This is a genomic window from Thermohalobaculum sediminis, assembly GCF_023487995.1.
GTDB lineage: Bacteria > Pseudomonadota > Alphaproteobacteria > Rhodobacterales > Rhodobacteraceae > Thermohalobaculum > Thermohalobaculum sediminis.
The window spans coordinates 64,516-82,390 of sequence record NZ_JAMFKN010000004.1 but is presented as its reverse complement, the minus strand read 5'-3'; the positions used below and the strand labels follow the sequence as shown (position 1 = coordinate 82,390).

Genomic DNA, 17,875 nt, shown 5'->3' with positions numbered 1-17,875 from the left:
GCATCGGCCCGTGATACGGAACAGATGTGAACATTTACTTTATTTGCTCACCACGACCCGCACCGCGGGCGCCGGGCACCGTCAGTGCGCCACCGCCGCGGCGACGCTCTCGTCGATCATCCGGCCCGCGCGGAAGCGATCCAACCCGAACGGGCCGGCCACCGCATCGGGCTCGCCCCTCGCCACCGTCGCCGCGGTGCACCAACCCGAGCCCGGGATCGCCTTGAAGCCGCCCGTGCCCCAGCCGCAGTTGATGAAGATGCCCTCGACCGGGGTCTTGCCGATGATGGGCGAGCGGTCGCCGGTCATGTCGACGATGCCGCCCCACTGGCGCAGCATCTTGAGCCGCGAGATGATCGGGAAGGTCTCGCACAGCGCGCGGACCGTCTCCTCGATGTGCTGGAAGCTGCCGCGCTGGGTGTAGGCGTTGTAGCCGTCGGTGCCGCCGCCGATCACCATCTCGCCCTTGTCGGACTGGCTCATGTAGCCATGCACGGTGTTGGCCATCACCACGATGTCCATGCAGGGCTTGATCGGCTCGGACACCAGCGCCTGAAGCGGCATCGACTCGATGGGCAGGCGGAAGCCCGCCATCTCGGCCAGCACGCCCGAATGGCCGGCGACCACGATGCAGAGCTTGTCGCAGGTGATCGGCCCCTTCGAGGTCTGCACGCCCGAGACGCGCCCGCCGGGGCCGTTCCTGTCGATCGCCGTGACCTCGCAGCGCTGGATGATGTCGACGCCAAGATCCGAGGCCGCGCGGGCATAGCCCCAGGCGACCGCGTCGTGCCTCGCGGTGCCGCCGCGCGGCTGCCAGAGGCCGCCCAGCACCGGGTAGCGCGGCCCCTCGATGTTGAGGATCGGGCAGATCTCCTTGACCCGGGCGGGACTCACCATCTCGGTCTGGATGCCGGCAAGCCGGTTGGCATGCGCCGTGCGCTGCATGGCGCGGAACTCGTGCTCGGTCTGGCACAGCATCATGACGCCACGCGGGCTGAACATGACGTTGAAGTTGAGCTGCTGGCTGAGGTCCTCGTAGAGCCCGCGCGCCAGCTCGTAGATCGCGGCCGAGGGGTCCTGCAGGTAGTTCGACCGGATGATCGTGGTGTTGCGCCCGGTGTTGCCGCCGCCGAGCCACCCCTTCTCCAGCACCGCCACGTTGGTGATGCCGTGGTTCTTGGCAAGGTAATAGGCCGTCGCCAGGCCATGGCCGCCGCCGCCGATCACGATCACCTCGTAATGGCGCTTCGGCTCGGGGTTGCCCCACGCGCGCTCCCAGCCGGTGTGGAAGCGGGCAGCCTCGCGGGCGACGGCGAAGGCGGAATAGCGTCTCATGGCGGCGCGGCTCCCATGGCGGGTCGGTTGGCCCTGAGTAGCGCGGCGGGCCGCCCGGCGTGCGGGAGAATCCGTCACCTCGATGCCACCCCGCGACATTCGGGGGCGGCGGGCTGCTTGTCGCAGGGCGCCCGCGCATTGCGCGATCGCGGTTGCGGCGGGCGCGCGGCGGGCTTAGGTGGAAGCGGGCTGGAAGAGATCTCACGCATGACCCTGTTCCTGATCGTCGCCGGCGCGCTCGCGGTCCTTGCTGCCGCGGCCATCGCATTGCCCTTGCTGCGGGGCGGCACGCAGGCCGAAAGCCGCGACGCGGCGGATGCGCGCGTGTTCCGCGATCAGCTCGACGAGCTCGACCGCGATCTTGCGCGCGGGGTGATCTCGCAGGCCGAGGCCGAGGGCGCGCGCGCCGAAGTCTCGCGCCGGCTGCTGCGCGCGGCCGAGCGCGCCCGGCGCAGCGCGGGCGGGGCGCCGGCGCCACGCGCGGTCACCGGGCTGGTCGCCGGGATCACGCTGCTCGCGGCCCCGCTCGTGGCCGCGGGCGTCTACCTTTCGGTGGGCGCGCCGGGATTGCCCGACCTGCCGCTGGCAGACCGCGGCCCGGCCGGGACGCAGGCGATGCGGCCGAGCCAGGCGCAGGCCGAGGCGCAGGTGCCGCCGCCCGGCCCCGAGGTCGCATCCGCCTTCCCCGAGGAATACCTCTCGATGATCGCCCGGCTCGAGGAGATCGTGGCCGAGCGCCCGCGCGACCCCGAGGGCAACCGGCTGCTTGCCAATGCCTACATGCAGCTGCAGCGCCATGCCGAGGCCTGGAAGGTCATCGCCCGCCTGATCGAGATCCAGGGCTCCGCCGCCTCGGCCGACCTCTACGGCCGGCAGGCCGAGGCGATGGCGCTGGCCGCGGACGGCTATGTCTCGCCCGAGGCCGAGGCCGTGATCGCCGAGGCCCTGGCGCGCGACCCCGCGCAGCCGATGGCGCGCTACTATGCCGGCCTCGCCATGCTGCAGTCGGGCCAGCTCGAGGGCGCGATCGCGGCCTGGCGCGCAATGCTGGACGAGGCCCCCGCCGGCGCCGAGTGGCGGGACTTCGTGGCCGAGATGCTGGCCGAGGCCGAACGCATCCGCGACGGCGGGGCAGCACCCTCGCCGGCGACGACGCCGGGACCCGGCGCCGCCGACATGGCCGAGGCCGGGCAGATGTCGGCCGAGGAGCGCGCCGCGATGATCGAGGGCATGGTCGGACGCCTCGAGGAGCGCCTCGCGGCTGAGGGCGGCGAGCCCGAGGAGTTCCTGCGCCTGATCAATGCCTATCGGGTGCTGGGCCGCGAGGAGGATGCGCGGCGCGCCTACGAGATGAGTCAGCAGAAGCTCGAGGGCTCGGAAGCCTCGTTCATCCGCGAGCAGGCGCTGGTCATGGGCCTGATCGCGGAATGACCGATGCCCCCCGCCCGCCGCGCGCCCCGATCCACGAGGACGTGACCGAACTCGACGCGACACGCGGACCGCTCATGGGGCTCGACCTCGGCACCCGGACCATCGGGGTCGCGGTCTCGGACGGGCTGCGGATGAGCGCGACGCCGGTGCTGACGATCGCGCGCAAGAAGTTCACGGCCGATGCCGAGGCCCTTGGCACGCTGATCGCGGCGCGGGGCATCGCCGGGATCGTGCTCGGCCTGCCACGGAACATGGATGGCAGCGAAGGACCGCGGGCCCAGTCGACGCGCGCCTTTGCCCGGAACCTTTCCGCGCTCGTGGCCGTGCCGATCGCGTTCTGGGACGAGCGGCTTTCGACGGTCGCCGTCGAGCGCACACTGATCGCGGCGGATTCCTCGCGAAAACGTCGCGCCGAGGTGATCGACAAGCTTGCCGCCGCCTATATCCTGCAAGGCGCGCTGGACCGCCTGGCCGCGCATCGCAGCCGCGGGGAGCCATGACGGACCACATCTGGAAGCGCGACGAGATCGAGAGCCCCTGCGTCAAGATCTGCGTCATCCACCCGCAGACGCGACTCTGCGTCGGCTGCAGCCGCAGCATCGACGAGATTTCGGCCTGGTCGCGCATGACGCCCGACGCGCGCCGCGTCGTGATGGCCGAGCTGCCCTCGCGCAACCCCGCGCCGGCCGGCAGGCGCGGCGGGCGCGCCGCGCGCCAGGCCGGGGGCTGACCCGCTTTCGCCATATCGCCGCCACGCTTGCCTGACACGATCTTGAACGGAAGGCAGGACGGGACTAGCGTACACTTCGTCGAGGTTGCGTAGCGTTGAGGTGAGAGCACGCGCACGACATCGGACAACGACGTGCTCCCGAGCAGAGTTGGGGCGGCAAGCGAATGGTTTTCTGGCCGATCCTGTTGATCTTCGTCATCTCGGCGGCCGCACTTCTGTCGTGGGCCGGGTATCCGCTCGACCTGAGGGACGAGGACGCGCTGATGCGCGTCGTCTATTCGCTGATCCTTGCGTCCGGCGTCGTCGTCGCTGCGGCGGGGCGCATGATCATGCATCAGGGCTGGCGCACCGTGCATTACGGCCTCGTCTGGTCCTGCGTCTTCGCGGGGATGCTGATCGCCTACTCGTTCCGCGGCGACATCCAGACTGAACTCGCGAAGGCCCGGGGCGTGCCGCTGCAGTCCATCGCGCTGAGCCAGGCAGGGATCGAGACCGAGCTGCGGCGCGGCTGGGACGGGCACTATCGGGCCGACGCCATCGTGAACGGCGTCGGCATGCGCCTGATGGTCGACACCGGCGCGACGATGGTGCTGATCCCTTACGAGCAGGCCTCGGCCATCGGCATCGACACCGGCGCGCTCGACTTCTCGATCCCGGTGATGACCGCGAACGGACGCTCGACGGTGGCGCCGATCCGGATCGCCTCGATCGGCGTGGGGCAGATCATGGTGCGCGATGTCCCGGCGGCGGTGGCCCAGCCGGGCCGGCTGCAGACGGGCCTCCTCGGCATGAGCTTTCTCGACCAGCTGGGCGAGACCAGCTTCCAGGGCGACCGCCTCTTCCTGCGCCAGGGGGTTCCGGCGAATTCGCCCCTGTTCAAGAAGCCGCCGGTCGACGGCTAGGCACGCATCGCCCCGTCACGGCCGCTCCAGCCACCACTCCGGCGACGCTCCCGGAAAGGGGTCGGGGCGAAAATAGGCGATGGGTCTGGGCGCCTCTCCACCGTCCGCGCCCCACGGCGCGACGCCATGCAGGGCCAGCCGGTGGATCAGGTAGCATTCGCCGGGCGCCGCATGCACCGCCACGCGGCGGCAGCTGTCGAAGATCCGTGCCCGGGCGGCGACATAGGCGTCGGTAATGTCCTCGCGCAGCCAGTCGCAGGGGGCAACCGGGGCGAGGCGCGCTCGCAGAGCCGCGCGCACGATCTCGTGCGAGCCCTCCCAGACCACGAGCGGCGAGGCGCCCGGCGGCGTCGCGGTGAGCGGGATGCCAAGGATGAAGCCGTGCAGCTCGCCCAGCTGCCGCCGGCGCGAAGCGTCGCGGGCGAGGCCGTCGACATGCGCTGCGTCGCGCTTGCGGCGATACGCGAAAGCGGCCTCGCTCTCGCCCTCGGACGGCGCCGCCGGGTAGCCCGGCAGGTAGACCGAGATCTGCGCGGGGTCCCAGGCGAAGCCGCCGAGGCCCAGCACGTCCGCAATGACGTCGAGGACGGGCCCGGCCAGCGGCGGCACCCCCTCTGCCGGCACCGCGCCGGTCGCGTCGTTGGGAAAGACGTTCACGCCCGCAAACCAGGTGCCGCCGCACCGCATCCAGCGGGCGCGCAACCGCGGGTCGGCCAGCAGGCGGTCCGCGACCGGGCGCGCCGCCGCAACCCATGCCGCCATCGCGGGATCGGGTGGCAGCACGGCCCAGCCTCGGGCGAGGACGTCGCGCGCGCGAGCGGTCATTCGGCGGCGGCGCGGCCGGGCTCGACGGCGGCCAGGGCGGCCTCGATCACCTCGAGCCCCGCCCCCGGGCGCACCGCCCCGGTCGATAGGATCCGTCGCCACGCCCGCGCGCCAGGCCGCCCCGCGAAGGCGCCGAGCATGTGGCGCACGATCTGGTTGAGCCGGACGCCGCGCACCAGCGCATCCTCGATGTAGGGATACATGTCCCGTACAGCCGCCTCGGGCGTGACGGGCTCGCAGGCGCAGCCGGTCACGATCTCGTCGGCCCGCCCGAGGATCGCCGCCGGGTCGTGGTAGGCAGCGCGCCCGATCATCACCCCATCGAAGCGGTCGAGATGCGCCCGCGCCTCGGCCAGCGTGGCGATGCCGCCATTCAGGCTGACACTGAGATCCGGCCGCGCCGCCCGCACCCACGCGACAAGATCGTAGTCGAGCGGCGGTACGTCGCGGTTCTCCTTCGGGCTCAGGCCCTCGAGCCATGCCTTGCGGGCGTGGACGATGAAACGCCGCACCCCCGCCGCAGCCACCCGGTCGACGAACGCGGGCAGCGCTTCGGCCGGGTCCTGATCGTCGACGCCAATGCGACATTTCACGGTGATCTCGGGCCCGCCCTCGCCCGCCGCCCCGATCATGGCAGCGACGCAGTCCGCGACCAGCCCCGGCTCGCGCATCAGGCAGGCGCCGAAGCGGCCCGACTGCACCCGATCCGAGGGGCAGCCGACATTGAGGTTGATCTCGGCAAAGCCGCGCCCGCGCGCCATCGCGACGGCGCGCGCCAGCATGTCGGGATCCGAGCCGCCGAGTTGCAGCGCCAGCGGATGCTCGGCCGCATCGTGGTCGAGCAGCCAGTCCGCCTCGCCGATCACCAGGCCCGAGGCGGTCACCATCTCGGTGTAGAGCAGCGCATGCCGCGAGAACTGCCGGTGGAACATCCGGCAATGGCGGTCGGTCCAGTCCATCATCGGCGCCACGGACAGCCGCGCTGCCTCGGGGGTCGCGTCTCGGCGCATTCGCAAGTCTCCTTCGGGCACGGCGGGGGTCTCTCCGCATCCGCGTGGACATATAGTGCAGGTTAAGGGTCCGAAACCAGCCGCCAGCGGGACGGCGGGCGGTCGCAGCCTTGCGGGGACGGGAGGCGCTCAGATCAGGCCGAGCCGGCTCCACTGCTCGAGCTTCTCGCGGCTCACCTCGAAATGCATCGAGTCCTCGCGCCCGAACGCGGCGCCCCAGATCCAGCCCTCCTTCTTGAAGAAGTCCGCGAGCAGCGTGAGGCCGAGCTGCGTCTTGCCGTCGCCCAGGGTGTCGAGATAGCCGTCGATGTTGATGTCGACCGCAAGCCCGTAGGCATGTGCCGACGCAGCCTCGGCCGCGCCCCGGATGGTGCGCACGCAGAGCGAGCCCGCGCTCTTGATCCGGGCGTAGAGCTCGGGCTCGTAGAACTGGACATTGGCAAAGATCTGCCTGAGCGAGATCAGCGCCGGCTGGATCAGATGCGCCTTGATCGGCCCCACGTCCTCAAGCGCCAGCAGCGCGGTGAGCTTGGGGTTCGTCGCCGGCTGGCAGTCGTCGCCAAGATCGTCGCGCGGCTTGCCGAACATCTCCTCGAGGAAGGCGGGCGTCGCCGGCGTCAGGCCGTCGTTCGAGTTGCGCCGGTTGGCGATGAGCACGACCTGCGCGAAGGCGTCGCGCAGCGAGTCCGAGACCTCGGCGTTCGGCGCCGCCGCCAGCCCCTGGTCGACCGGGTCGAGCGCGCGCGCCGTCCGCGAATCAAGCCCGTCGACCCGCTCGGCAAGGCGCTTCAGATCGCCCTTCATCTCGTCGATCTCGGCCCGCAGCCGAACGATTTCGGGCTCGGCTGCCGGCTCGCCGAACAGCGCGCCGGAAAGGTGCCAGACCAGCGGTGCGAGCAGGATCGCCAGCGCGATGAGGATACTTGGAAGATAGCGCATGCCGAACGCCCCCGAGATACGCGAAAACCCGCGATCCGCACGAGAATAAGGCCTGCTTCGCCGTCGGGCCACGGAAAATCGGGCCCCCGCGCCCGCGCGTGCCGCGCGCCGCATCGGCCCGCACTTCCCGCAATCTTTCTGGACCCGCGCGCAAGCCCCCGTTACATATACAACTTAAAGTGATTACGCTGTGAGACTTCATTCCATGGGAAGGAGCCCGAGATGCGGAACATCCATGTCACAGGGCCTGCCTTGGCCGCGATCCTCGTCGCCTTGTCGCTGCCTCTGGCCGTTCCCGCCTTCGCTCAGAGCCTGCCCTCGGATCAGCAGATCCTGCAGAAGCAGCGCGAGCTTCTGATGCAGAAGCGGCGCGAGCAGGAAAAGACCCGCACGCTGCTCGAGATCAACCCGCAGACCGGCACGACCGAGGCGGCACCGACCGCCAAGGGCGACTCGACGGTGCTCTCTGCCACGCCGTCGGCCTCGGGCCAGAAAACCGCGACCGCCTCGGCCGGCCAGTCGCGCAAGGAAGCCGCGACCGAGCCCGTGCCGCTCGAGCTCGCGCAGGAGGACCAGCTCTTCCGCCCGATCAAGTTCGCCTATGACTCGTCCTATCTCGACGACGAGGCACGCGAGATCCTCAGCGGCCTGTGCTCGACACTTAGGGCCGACCTGCAGCTGAACCCGGGATCCAGCTATTTCGTGATCGGCCACACCGATGCGGCGGGCTCGGCCGAGTACAACCAGCGCCTGTCGCAGCGCCGCGCCGAGGCGACCAAGGAGTTCCTCGTCCGCAACTGCGACATCGCCACCGCCCAGATCGAGGCCGTGGGCATGGGCAAGGAGCGGCTGCTGGCGAGCGCCGATCCGCGCGCCGCGGCGCAGCGCCGGGTGGAGATCCAGGTCAAGCTCGAGGGCGAAGGCGGGAGCTGACGGAGACAGACGATCCAGTCCCGCACGGCCGAGGGCGCCGCGCGGGGCACCGCTGACGGGGGAAAGCGCGTGCCGACCGCAAAGAATGCCTTGATGCTGCCCGTGCGGGCGGCCGTGACGCTTCCGATGCTGCTTGCCGCCGGACTGGCCGCGGCGCAGACGCCCACCCAGGGGCTGCGCGACATTGAGAGCCAGATCGAGGAAGCGGGCCCGCGCCCCGGCCCCGCGCGCGTCGAGGTGCCGCGCGCCTCGATCGTGGCGCCCCAGGGCGCCGACGGGATCACGCTCGACATCGTCGAGATCGCGCTGGTGGGCCGGGACGGCGCGCCGGTTGCCGACGACAGGCGCCTGCCGCTCGACCCGATCCGCGCCCGCCTCGCCGCGCAGGCGGGGCAGCGCATGACGCTCGCCCAGGTCTACGCGACCGCGCGCGAGATCGAGGTCGGCCTCAAGGCCGATGGCTTCGTGTTCACGCGCGTGCTGGTCCCGCGCCAGGAACTGGACCAGGCCGCAGCGCGGGTGCAGATCGTGCTCCTCGGCGTCTCGGTCGAGAAGGTGGTGATCGAAGAGCCGGCCGATGCCGTGGGGCCGGTGAGCGAGCTGATCGCCAAGCTGGCCGCGCCGCTCGAGGGCCTGTCGAACCCGCGCATCCAGGACCTCGAGCGCGCCTCGCTGCTGGCGACCGATCTGCCCGGCATCACGCGGGCAACCTTCGTGCCGGGGCCGGGCTCGACGCCCGACACCATCGTGCTCTCGCTCAATGTCGAGCGCGACGTGTGGAACGCCGTCGGCCTCGTCACCCACCACGACAGCCCCGTGATCGGGCCCGGCGTGATTGGCGGGATCGGCTATCTCAACAGCTACACCTCCTTCGCGGCTTCGACCGAGCTGGCTTATTTCAACTCGTGGAGCTTCGACGGCTTCCCGGATTTCGACGAGCGCAACACGGTCCAGCTTACCCAGCGCGGCTTCCTCGACTGGGGCACCGAGCTCTGGGCGAGCGCGCTCTACAGCCACACCAAGCCAGGCGACTTCCTCGAGCCGCTTGACCTCAGCGGTGACCAGTACGAGTTCCGCCTCGGCGCCGAGCACCCGGTGCTCCGCAGCCGCGACCTCTCGCTCTGGGTAAACGGCGGCTTCGACTGGATCGACTCGACGGTCGATTTCTCGGGCAACGTCGCCACGCTGACGGACGACTCGCTGCGCGTGATCCACCTTGGCGCGCGCGCGGGCATGGCGGACGCCTGGGGGGCGACCTCGGCCGACATCACGCTGCGCAAGGGCCTCGACATCCTCGGCGCGAGCGAGGAGGGCGACACCAACCTCAGCCGGTTCGACGGCACGGGCGACTTCTTCCTCCTGCGCGGCGAGATCGCGCGCGAGCAGCCGATCTGGCGCGAGGTCAGCGGGCATGTGCGGATCGCGGGACAATGGTCGCCCGACACCGTGCTCGCGAACGAGGGGTTCGCGCTGGGCGGCGCGCGGTATCTCAAGGCCTATGACCCGTCCGAAGCGCTGGGCGACAGCGGCTTCGCCGCCTATGGCGAGCTGCGCTACACCGACCAGGTGACCTTCCGCGGCGTCGATTTCGGCTACGAGTTCTATGGCTTCGCCGACTACGGCATCGTGTTCCAGACCGATTTGCCCGGCGACAACTCGACCGATCTAGCCTCGTCGGGCGGCGGGGTACGGTTCCAGCTTCCGGCCGGTCCGCGCTTCGAGATCGAGATGGCGGTGCCGCTGGCCGAGCCGCTGCTGCGGACCGGCGAGCGTGACCTGCGGGTGTTCGGCTCGCTCGTGTGGTTCCTGTGATGCGTGGCGGGGGGAGGGGCGCGATGAGCACCCGGACAATGACGGCGAAAGCCAGCATCAGCCGCCGGCGTGCCCGGCGCTTCATGTCGAGCACGGCCTGTGCGCTTGCGCTCGCGGCCGTCGCGCACCCCGCGCAAGCGGGGCCCGAAGGCGGCGTGGTGGTCGGCGGCAGCGCGAGCATCAGCCGCGCGGGCAGCGTCACCGACATCAGCCAGAGCACCCAGCGCGCCATCATCGACTGGCGCAGCTTCGACGTGGGCGCCACCGAGACGGTGAACTTCCAGCAGCCCTCGGCCAGCGCGGTGACCCTCAACCGCGTGCGGGCGGGCGGCGCCTCGGACATCCAGGGCGCGATCAACGCGCCCGGCAATGTCTGGATCGTCAACCCCAACGGCGTCGTGATCGGCGAGAGCGCCCGCATCGACGTGGGCGGCTTCATCGCCACGACGGCCGACATCGGCAACGACGCCTTCATGGCCGGCCGGGACCGCTTCGACACGCCGGGCAATCCGGACGCGACGGTGGTGAACCGCGGCCAGATCACCTTCGGCGAGGCGGGGCTGGTGGGCCTCGTGGGCCCGCGGGCGCGCAACGAGGGCGTGATCGTCGGCAGCGTGGGGCGCGTGGTGATCGCGGGCACCGACGCCTTCGCGATCGATCTTGCGGGCGACGGCATTCTCGCCCTGCCGACCGGCGAGGCGACGCAGCTCGCGGCTGTCAACACCGGCACCATCCGCAATGACGGCGGGCTCGTGCTGATCGACGCGGCGACCGCGGAAGGGGTGCTCGAATCCACCGTCTCGGCCGGCGGCGTCATCGAGGCCACGACCGTGTCCGGCTCGGAAGGGCGGATCGTGCTGTCTGGCGGCGACACGGTCGAGATCTCCGGCCGGCTCGACGCCACGGGCGGCGAGGACCTGACCGGCGGAAAGATCACCGCGACCGGCGACCGGACCCGCGTGACCGGGACCGCCGAGATCGACGCCTCGGGCGCGGCGGGCGGTGGCGACATCCGCATAGGCGGCGACGTGAAGGGCGGGGGCGACCTGCGCCAGGCGCGCGTCACGGTCGTCGAGGAAGGCGCCACGATCCGCGCCGACGCCATCACCTCGGGCGACGGCGGCACCGCGGTGATCTGGTCCCAGAACGCGACCGGCTTCTTCGGCAGCCTCAGCGTGCGCGGCGGCGCCGAGGGCGGCGACGGCGGCTTCGCCGAGGTCTCGGGCGGCTATCTCAGGATCGAGGGCGGGGTCGACCTGGCGGCGCCAAAGGGCGAGGCGGGCGAGTTGCTGCTCGATCCCGAGATCATCAACGTCTCGAGTACCGCGACGATCTCGCAGGGCGCGCCGGGCTTCGACATCCTGTTCGACGACCTGGCCCTCGACGGCGACGGGCTGACGACGACGATCACCCCCGACTTCATCACCAGCGTGAACGGCACGCTGACGCTGCAGGCGAACAGCGAAGTCAACATCCTCAGCGATGTCGATAACACCGCCACGGGCAACACGCTAGCACTGACGATCGAGGCGGGACGCGAGATCTTCATCGGCGCCAACCTGATCATCGACGGCTCGATCACGCTCGACTCAGGCGTCGATTTCGGAACGCCGCCGCTAGCGGGGTATGGCAACGGCATCATCGTGGGCTATGCGGCGGTCAGTGCGACCGGCGATCTGACGATGCGCTCGGGCGCGGGGCAGTCGATCATTCTCGACTATTTCGCCAGCGCCAGCGCGGGCGGTCTGCTGGACTTCCAGATGGCGCCGGGCACGACGCTTTTCCTCAACTACGGGTCCAGCCTGACCTCGGGCGCCGGGCTGGTTCTGCCGCAGACCGAGGTCGGCGGCTATGCCAGCATCACCGCCAATGGCGGCGACGTCACGCAGGAGGCCGGCACCTCGATCCGCGAGGGCTACAGCGAGGGCAGCTACTCGGCGACGCTGGCCGTCAACGCCGGCAGCTATGACATCCTCCTGCCGTCGGCCAACAACAATTTCTCCGAGTTCCGGGCGACCGGCAGGAACATCGTCCTCGGGCACACCAACGAGGGCTCGTTCACGCCAGACCTCACGATCCGAGGGCTCTTTGCCAGCGGCGATGTCGATGTGACGACCGACGGGCCGATAGTGTTCGCGGACGTCGATTTCTCGGTCTTCGGTGACCGCGACGTGGACATCCTCGGCAATGCCGTCTTCAGCGCCCAGGGCGCGATCACCGACGCGTTCGACGTGTCCATGGCCGTCGGAGGCAACGCCAGCTTCCGCGCGACAGATGACCAAGGCGATGCCGACCCGCTGAACGACACATTCGCCAACGTCCTGCTGGGCGACTCGTCCAACAGCTTTGGCGGAACGCTGCAGATCGTCGGCGGCACCGTCGAGTTCCGCGCCGGATCGTCACTCGATGTCGTCGACAGCTATGCGCAGACAGAATTCGAGGTGGAATCGACCGGTGGCGACCTCGTGGTCTCGCGCCTCGTTGTCGGTGCCTTCGACACGAGCGGGCCAGGCGGTGTCACCGTGTCCGGGCCGGGTACGGCCACGCTCCTCGCGGGCCAGGGCAGCGTGACCGCGACAGACATTGTCGCCGACGACCTGCTGATCGGCGGGCCGCGAGCGGAGGTGGGCTTTGCCGAGGTCGGCGGAGACGTGACGCTCGACCGCTTCGACGCCCGGCTGTTGACGATCTACGGCACAGTCGCAGGCGGCAGCGTCGCGCTTGCGAACGGCTCGACCGACACTCTGACATTCTCGGGCGGCTATTCCTATGCGTCCTATGAGGTCCTTCCGTTTGCGACCGACAACCTCAGCCTGACCAGCGTCGATATCATCGGCGCCGATCCGCTCACCTTCTCCGCGGGGTCGATCCGGGACGGTGGCACGCTCACGCTGAACGGCGTGCGGACCTCGACGCTCACTGCCGATGTCCCAAACCTCGCGCTCGGCTTCATCGACACCAATTCGATGTTCGTGAACGTGCCCGGCGATATCTACAAGCTGCCGAACAGCGCGCTCGATGCTGGCATGGGCGGGACTGTGACCATCGCCGCGCCGGAGCTTCCCGCCGGGAGCGGCGCCCTCGCGGATCGTGACGTCAACACCGGCGAGCCGTTCACCTATCTGGCGCGCATCGGCTATGCCGAATTGAACCTCCAACTCGATCAGGCGGGGAACATCCTGCTCCCGCGTGGCGTCACCAGCAGCGGCGTCTATCACAACGACTTCGAGCGCAGCCCGCTAATCGGCGCTGTCGAGACGCTCGCGCTCGAGGACGCCAACGATCTCTACGTCATCACCGGCTACGGCGCGCCTCGCGCGATCGGCACGGTCGGGGACGTGCTGCTTCGGGCGAACTCGGACGGGATCGGCGACGACGGCGACCTCACGCTGTTCCTCGAGACGAACAGCACATTCGACCGCGCGACGCTGATAGGCGACAGGCTGCGAATCGAGACCTATGACGAGGGCCGCCTCGGCAGCATCGAATTGTTCGGCGACAACGCCAACCTGCAGATGTCGACCGAGATCAACATCGTGAACAGCAGGCTTTCGGAGTATCTCTTCGTCCGGCGCAACGGCGACGGAACGGAAGGTATCGCAATAACCGATACCGCGACCGGGGATTACCTGCGTGTCCAGATGTCCGGACTTCCTAGCCCCGCCGCCGCGGGGCCGATCGTGGCGCTTGCGCTGCCTCCCGGCGACAACGTCGAACTCACGCGTGTTGCAGTCGGCGGCGATCTCATCGTCAACGGAACCGAGAATGTCGGCCTGACCGACGTGCAGGTTGGCGGGTCTGGCGACCTGCGCGGGCAGAACATCTATCTTGAGCGCGCCGTCTTCGGTGGCGATCTCGACACCCTGACGGACGGCAGCGCAGGGCCACTCGTCCAGCTCCGGATCCTCGATACGTCGGTCGGCGGCGCGCTCTCGGCAGATGCTCTCGATGCAATCAGCGCCGAGAGGCTGCGCGTGGGCGGCGGTGCGACGCTCGCAGCCGGGAATGTCATCGGGTTCACCGACTTCGTAATTGGCGGGATCGCGAGCCTCACCGCCCCGGTGGTCACGCTTACGCGCGGCAACCTCGTCGGGGGGCTTTCGCTCGTGGACGGCACGGCGCTGGCGATGACCGATGTCTCGGTCCTCGCCGATTTCGACACCGGGCTCACCTCGTCGCTCGACCTCTCGCGCGTGCTGGTGGTGGGCGCGCTAACGGCCTCCTCGACAGGGGCACTTTCGATCGACAACCTCTCGACCACCGCGGGCGCGAGCTTCGCGGGCACGAGCTACGACCTCGCCTTCATCGACATCAACGGTGCGGCGACGTTCGCCGATTCCGCTGGCCTCACGATGAGCGATGCGGTGTTCCGCGGTGCGCTCGACCTCGGCACGCAGGGCACTGTCGGCGGCCAGCGCCTGTTCATCGCCGGCCCGCTCGGGGGCAGCGCGAGCGGGGATCTGTCGCTCACCGACCTGCAGGTCGGGGGCTCGACCAGCCTCGCCGCGGGCGGAACGCTGTCGCTCGCGCGCTTCGCCATCGGCGACTACAGCCTCTCGGCCGGGGCGTTCCTCGTCCTGTCCGACGGGCGCGCGGGCAACACGACACCCGGGGGCATGACCCCGAGCGAGGTCAGCATCACCAACCTCGTCGCCGGCTCGGTCGATGTCGCGGCCTTTGGCGACGTCTCGCTCTCGGGCGTGCAGACCGCCGGCCTGCTCGCCGCAACGTCGTCGGGCGGGAACATCTTCGTGAATGACGTCTTCGCGGGAACGCTCGTGCTCGACGCGCTATCCGGCGACATAGTGCCGTTGAGCGGTCCGGGCTTCAGGGATTTCACAATCCGGGGCGCGGGCGAACTGGTGCTGCCGGGAGCGATCGCCGGGCTCGCCGACATCGAGGGGCCGGGAGCAGGCGGAAGCGTCGTCATCGGCAAGGACATCTCGGCAGCGCTGGGCGACCCGCCGGGCGGGGTAATCACCGCAACCGTCGACCCGGTTGCGGGCGCCGCCGGCGCGCCGGGGCTGCCCGCCCTGGGCGTCCGCCCCGCACTGCCGGACGTGACCTTCCTCGCGCCGACGACCACCGGCTGCACGATCTCGACCCTCGAGGACTGCACCGATGACGAGATCATCGTCGTCCTGATCGGCCCCTTCATCGGCGACATCATGGGCAATGGCGTGCTCGAGGACGAGGTGCGGCTGGTCCTGCCCTATTTCGCGCTCGAGCGGCCGCTGTTCGAACTGCCGCCGATCGACTTCGCCACGCTCTACTCGGCGACCGGCAACGAGAACCTCTGGCAGCGTGGCGCGCGTGGCGCCGAAGAGGAAGCGACGCAATGACCGCCTGGTTCCGACCCCGCCTCGCGGGAATGCTCACCGCCTCCGGCATTGCGCTCGCGCTCGCGGGCTGCGCGGTCGACGAGGACGGCGCGGTGGTGCAGGGCTCGCCCGAGCTCTGCGCCGAGATCGAGGGGCGTGCGAACGAAGCGTTCCGCCGCAACTTCCTCACCGAATACGACCGCGCCGAGCGTGCCTGGACCGACATCCTGGCGATCTACGACCAGCGCGCCGACGAGGTGGCGGCCTGCGAGGACATCCCGCCCCGGTCGATCGTTCTGGCCAATCTCGGCCTCGTCTATTCGAACCAGCGCAATTTCACCGCGGCGCTGGGCATGCTGGACGCGAGCGCCGCGACAGGCGGCGAAGCGGTGGCCTCGCGCACCAAGATCTACCGCGCACTCCATGACCTGAACCGCTCGGCTGTGGGCGCGGGCACGCTGGAGCAGGCCGAGCTTGCGTCCGTTTCGGCTGGCGAAAGCCAGGGCCTCGCGCTGCTTGAGCGCGACCTCAGCTCGTCGGTGCTGCAACTGTCGCGCGAGGCGCAGCGCCAGCTCATCGAGGAATCGGTCAACCTCGCCGCGCTTGCCTTCGCCTACATGTCGCGCGGACGCATCGACAACGCCATGGTCGCGGTCGACGCGGCACTGGCGCGCGTGGCCCCGATCGACGGCGCGGCGTCGAGCTACGTGCCGCGGTTCCTAGTGACCAAGGCCGAGGTCCAGCTTGCGGGCGGCCAGACCGACGCAGCGCTGTCCACCGTGCGCGAGGCGATCCGGACCTACGGCGCAGACATGCGCCGCTCGGCGCTGATGGCGCGGGCGGAGGTCGTGCAGGGCCGCATCCTGGCCGCGATGGGGCGCGAGGACGACGCGCTTGCCGCCTTCAAGCGCGGCTTCGGCATCCTCAAGGGCGTGCCCGTGCGGATCTCCTACGACCTGCTCTGGCCGTATGTCGAACTGGTGCAGAAGGTGATCGCCGAGAAGCCGGCGCGGCGCGAGGAGCTGACGGGCGATCTCTTCGTCGCGGCGCAGGTGGTGCGCAGCCAGACAACCGCGTCGTCGGTCTCGCTGGCCGCCGCAAGCCTCGCCGAGGGCACGAGCCCGCTGGCCGAGGCCGTGCGCGAGCTCAACCGGGCCTCGGAGGAGCTCGCCCTCATCGTCGCGCAGAAGCTGATGGTCGAGGGCCGAGGCTCGCTGTCGAGCCCCGGGCTGGTGGCCGAGGTGACGCGGCGCTTCGAGGCCGCGAACGAACGCGAGCAGGCGGCGCTCGAGCGCGTGCTCTCGCTCGACCCCGAATATCTCGAACGCATCAGCGGCTCGGCCTCGATCGCCGCATTGCAGGAGGTGCTGGGCACCGACGAGGGCTATGTGCAGATCGTGCTGGGCGAGCCCGAAAGCCTCGTCTTCGTGATCCGCAAGGACGCCTTCCGGATGTTTACGGTCTCGTCGCTCTCGGCCGCCGAGACCACCGCCATCGTGGCCCAGCTGAGGGACATCCTGCGGACCCAGTTCATCTACACGCCCAACGAGTCGCACCGCATCTACGAGGCCTTCCTCGCCCCCGCCGAACCCGAACTCGCGGGGGCTGGGAAGCTCGTCTTCTCGCTCTCCGACGCGCTGACGGCGCTGCCGATGGAGATCCTCGCCACCCGGCGCAGCGAGATCCCGGATCTGGCTCGGCTCGAGGACTTCACCGATGTCGCGTGGCTGGGCGCCGCCTACGAGGTGAGCTACGTCCCGGCGCCGCGCAACCTCATCGACCTGCGCAGGGCCGCGGCGGCGCGCGAGGCCGATGGGCGCCGGATCGTCGCCTTCGGTGATTTCCAGCCGGGAGCGGACGTCCAGGAGATCCTGACCCAGTCCTTCCTGCCCGAGGAATGCCTGCCCATCGCCCAGGCGATCGCGCAGCTTCCCCCGCTCGAGGGCACGAGGACCGAGGTCGCGACCGTCGGCCAGATATTCGGCGCCGAGTCGAGCGAGATCATCGAGGGCCAGGCCTTCAACGAGCGGCGCATCGCCGAGGCCTCGGAAGCCGGAGAGCTGCGCGAGTACGGCGTCCTGCATTTTGCCACCCACGGCATCCTGCCGATGGGCGACTGCATCCGCCGTCCGGCGCTGTCGGTGTCGGCCGCGGGGGTCGAGGGCAGCGACGGGCTGCTGACCGACGTCGAGATCCGGCGCCTTTCGCTCGACGCCGACCTCGTGGTGCTGTCGGCCTGCGACACGGCGGGCTCGGCGGGCGGCGACTTCAACGCGGCGGGGGGCGAGGCGCTCTCGGGGCTTGCGCGCGCCTTCTTCGACGCGGGCAGCCGGGCGATCCTCGCGACGCACTGGCCTGTCAGCGACGCCACGACCGCGCGGATCGTGCGCGACTTCTACACCGGGCTTCGTGCCGGCAAGTCGATGACGGCGGCGCTGCGCGAAGCGCAGGAGGCGCTGCGGCGCAACCCCGCGACCTCGGACCCGGTGTTCTGGGGGGCCTTCGTCATGATCGGCGATGCGCAGCGCGATCTTGCGATCCGCTGATCTGCCGGCACGCGGGCCGGGTCTGGCCCGCTTGCCCCGGGGGCGCCGGACGGCGCAAGGTGTGACGGCGCGGCAGGTCGCGAGGGGAGAC

General features: G+C 70.1%; 12 protein-coding genes. 8 read left to right on the top strand and 4 right to left on the bottom strand.

Annotated elements, in window-relative coordinates:
• Window positions 1-81 precede the first annotated feature (81 nt).
• Window positions 82-1,335, bottom strand: coding sequence for a sarcosine oxidase subunit beta family protein (locus tag M1105_RS10080; RefSeq protein ID WP_249580238.1), 1,254 nt, complete (start codon window positions 1,333-1,335; stop codon window positions 82-84).
• Window positions 1,336-1,542: 207 nt separating this feature from the next.
• On the opposite strand from M1105_RS10080, the gene ccmI reads away from it, so the two are divergent.
• The 4 genes from ccmI (at window position 1,543) to M1105_RS10060 (ending at window position 4,398) form a co-directional block, all read left to right on the top strand.
• On the top strand, window positions 1,543-2,766 hold the full coding sequence (gene ccmI, locus M1105_RS10075; RefSeq protein ID WP_249580237.1) for a c-type cytochrome biogenesis protein CcmI: 1,224 nt from the start codon (window positions 1,543-1,545) through the stop codon (window positions 2,764-2,766).
• Window positions 2,767-2,840: 74 nt separating this feature from the next.
• The gene (ruvX, locus tag M1105_RS10070; protein WP_249580483.1) at window positions 2,841-3,266 is read left to right on the top strand and encodes a Holliday junction resolvase RuvX; all 426 of its coding nucleotides are present in this window, start codon (window positions 2,841-2,843) and stop codon (window positions 3,264-3,266) included.
• Window positions 3,263-3,496 carry a DUF1289 domain-containing protein gene (locus tag M1105_RS10065; protein WP_249580236.1) on the top strand — a complete coding sequence of 78 codons (234 nt, stop codon included), beginning with the start codon at window positions 3,263-3,265 and terminating at the stop codon, window positions 3,494-3,496. The genes ruvX and M1105_RS10065 overlap by 4 nt, the downstream gene beginning before the upstream one ends.
• A 164-nt stretch (window positions 3,497-3,660) precedes the next feature.
• Window positions 3,661-4,398, top strand: a complete 738-nt coding sequence (locus M1105_RS10060; RefSeq protein WP_249580235.1) for a retropepsin-like aspartic protease family protein — start codon at window positions 3,661-3,663, stop codon at window positions 4,396-4,398.
• 15 nt (window positions 4,399-4,413) lie between these two features.
• On the opposite strand, the gene M1105_RS10055 is transcribed toward M1105_RS10060, so the two are convergent.
• The 3 genes from M1105_RS10055 to M1105_RS10045 all read right to left on the bottom strand — a co-directional run bounded on the left by M1105_RS10055 (window position 4,414) and on the right by M1105_RS10045 (window position 7,172).
• Window positions 4,414-5,223 carry a hypothetical protein gene (locus tag M1105_RS10055; protein ID WP_249580234.1) on the bottom strand — a complete coding sequence of 270 codons (810 nt, stop codon included), beginning with the start codon at window positions 5,221-5,223 and terminating at the stop codon, window positions 4,414-4,416.
• Entirely contained in the window at window positions 5,220-6,233 is a 1,014-nt protein-coding gene (dusA, locus tag M1105_RS10050; protein ID WP_249580233.1) for a tRNA dihydrouridine(20/20a) synthase DusA, read from the bottom strand. Before dusA ends, M1105_RS10055 begins: the two co-directional genes overlap by 4 nt.
• Before the next feature lie 129 nt (window positions 6,234-6,362).
• Window positions 6,363-7,172, bottom strand: a complete 810-nt coding sequence (locus tag M1105_RS10045) for a M15 family metallopeptidase (RefSeq protein ID WP_249580232.1) — start codon at window positions 7,170-7,172, stop codon at window positions 6,363-6,365.
• A 222-nt stretch (window positions 7,173-7,394) separates the two neighbouring features.
• Between M1105_RS10045 and M1105_RS10040 the strand changes: the two genes are divergently transcribed.
• The 4 genes from M1105_RS10040 (at window position 7,395) to M1105_RS10025 (ending at window position 17,784) form a co-directional block, all read left to right on the top strand.
• Window positions 7,395-8,105, top strand: coding sequence for an OmpA family protein (locus M1105_RS10040; protein WP_249580231.1), 711 nt, complete (start codon window positions 7,395-7,397; stop codon window positions 8,103-8,105).
• Between the two features lie 69 nt (window positions 8,106-8,174).
• Entirely contained in the window at window positions 8,175-9,917 is a 1,743-nt protein-coding gene (locus tag M1105_RS10035; protein ID WP_249580230.1) for a ShlB/FhaC/HecB family hemolysin secretion/activation protein, read from the top strand.
• Between the two features lie 23 nt (window positions 9,918-9,940).
• The gene (locus tag M1105_RS10030; RefSeq protein ID WP_249580229.1) at window positions 9,941-15,259 is read left to right on the top strand and encodes a filamentous hemagglutinin N-terminal domain-containing protein; all 5,319 of its coding nucleotides are present in this window, start codon (window positions 9,941-9,943) and stop codon (window positions 15,257-15,259) included.
• Window positions 15,256-17,784: a CHAT domain-containing protein gene (locus M1105_RS10025; protein ID WP_249580228.1), complete on the top strand. Its 2,529-nt coding sequence runs from the start codon at window positions 15,256-15,258 to the stop codon at window positions 17,782-17,784. Before M1105_RS10030 ends, M1105_RS10025 begins: the two co-directional genes overlap by 4 nt.
• The last annotated feature ends 91 nt before the right edge of the window (window positions 17,785-17,875 follow it).

What these genes read in the sequence shown, in the direction of transcription:
- dusA (WP_249580233.1), bottom strand. Translation starts at nt 6,233, where the DNA reads ATGCGCCGAGACGCGACCCCCGAGGCAGCGCGGCTGTCCGTGGCGCCG.
- M1105_RS10040 (WP_249580231.1), top strand. Translation starts at nt 7,395, where the DNA reads ATGCGGAACATCCATGTCACAGGGCCTGCCTTGGCCGCGATCCTCGTC.
- M1105_RS10025 (WP_249580228.1), top strand. Translation starts at nt 15,256, where the DNA reads ATGACCGCCTGGTTCCGACCCCGCCTCGCGGGAATGCTCACCGCCTCC.
- ccmI (WP_249580237.1), top strand. Translation starts at nt 1,543, where the DNA reads ATGACCCTGTTCCTGATCGTCGCCGGCGCGCTCGCGGTCCTTGCTGCC.
- M1105_RS10055 (WP_249580234.1), bottom strand. Translation starts at nt 5,223, where the DNA reads ATGACCGCTCGCGCGCGCGACGTCCTCGCCCGAGGCTGGGCCGTGCTG.
- M1105_RS10060 (WP_249580235.1), top strand. Translation starts at nt 3,661, where the DNA reads ATGGTTTTCTGGCCGATCCTGTTGATCTTCGTCATCTCGGCGGCCGCA.
- M1105_RS10080 (WP_249580238.1), bottom strand. Translation starts at nt 1,335, where the DNA reads ATGAGACGCTATTCCGCCTTCGCCGTCGCCCGCGAGGCTGCCCGCTTC.
- ruvX (WP_249580483.1), top strand. Translation starts at nt 2,841, where the DNA reads ATGGGGCTCGACCTCGGCACCCGGACCATCGGGGTCGCGGTCTCGGAC.
- M1105_RS10045 (WP_249580232.1), bottom strand. Translation starts at nt 7,172, where the DNA reads ATGCGCTATCTTCCAAGTATCCTCATCGCGCTGGCGATCCTGCTCGCA.
- M1105_RS10065 (WP_249580236.1), top strand. Translation starts at nt 3,263, where the DNA reads ATGACGGACCACATCTGGAAGCGCGACGAGATCGAGAGCCCCTGCGTC.
- M1105_RS10030 (WP_249580229.1), top strand. Translation starts at nt 9,941, where the DNA reads ATGAGCACCCGGACAATGACGGCGAAAGCCAGCATCAGCCGCCGGCGT.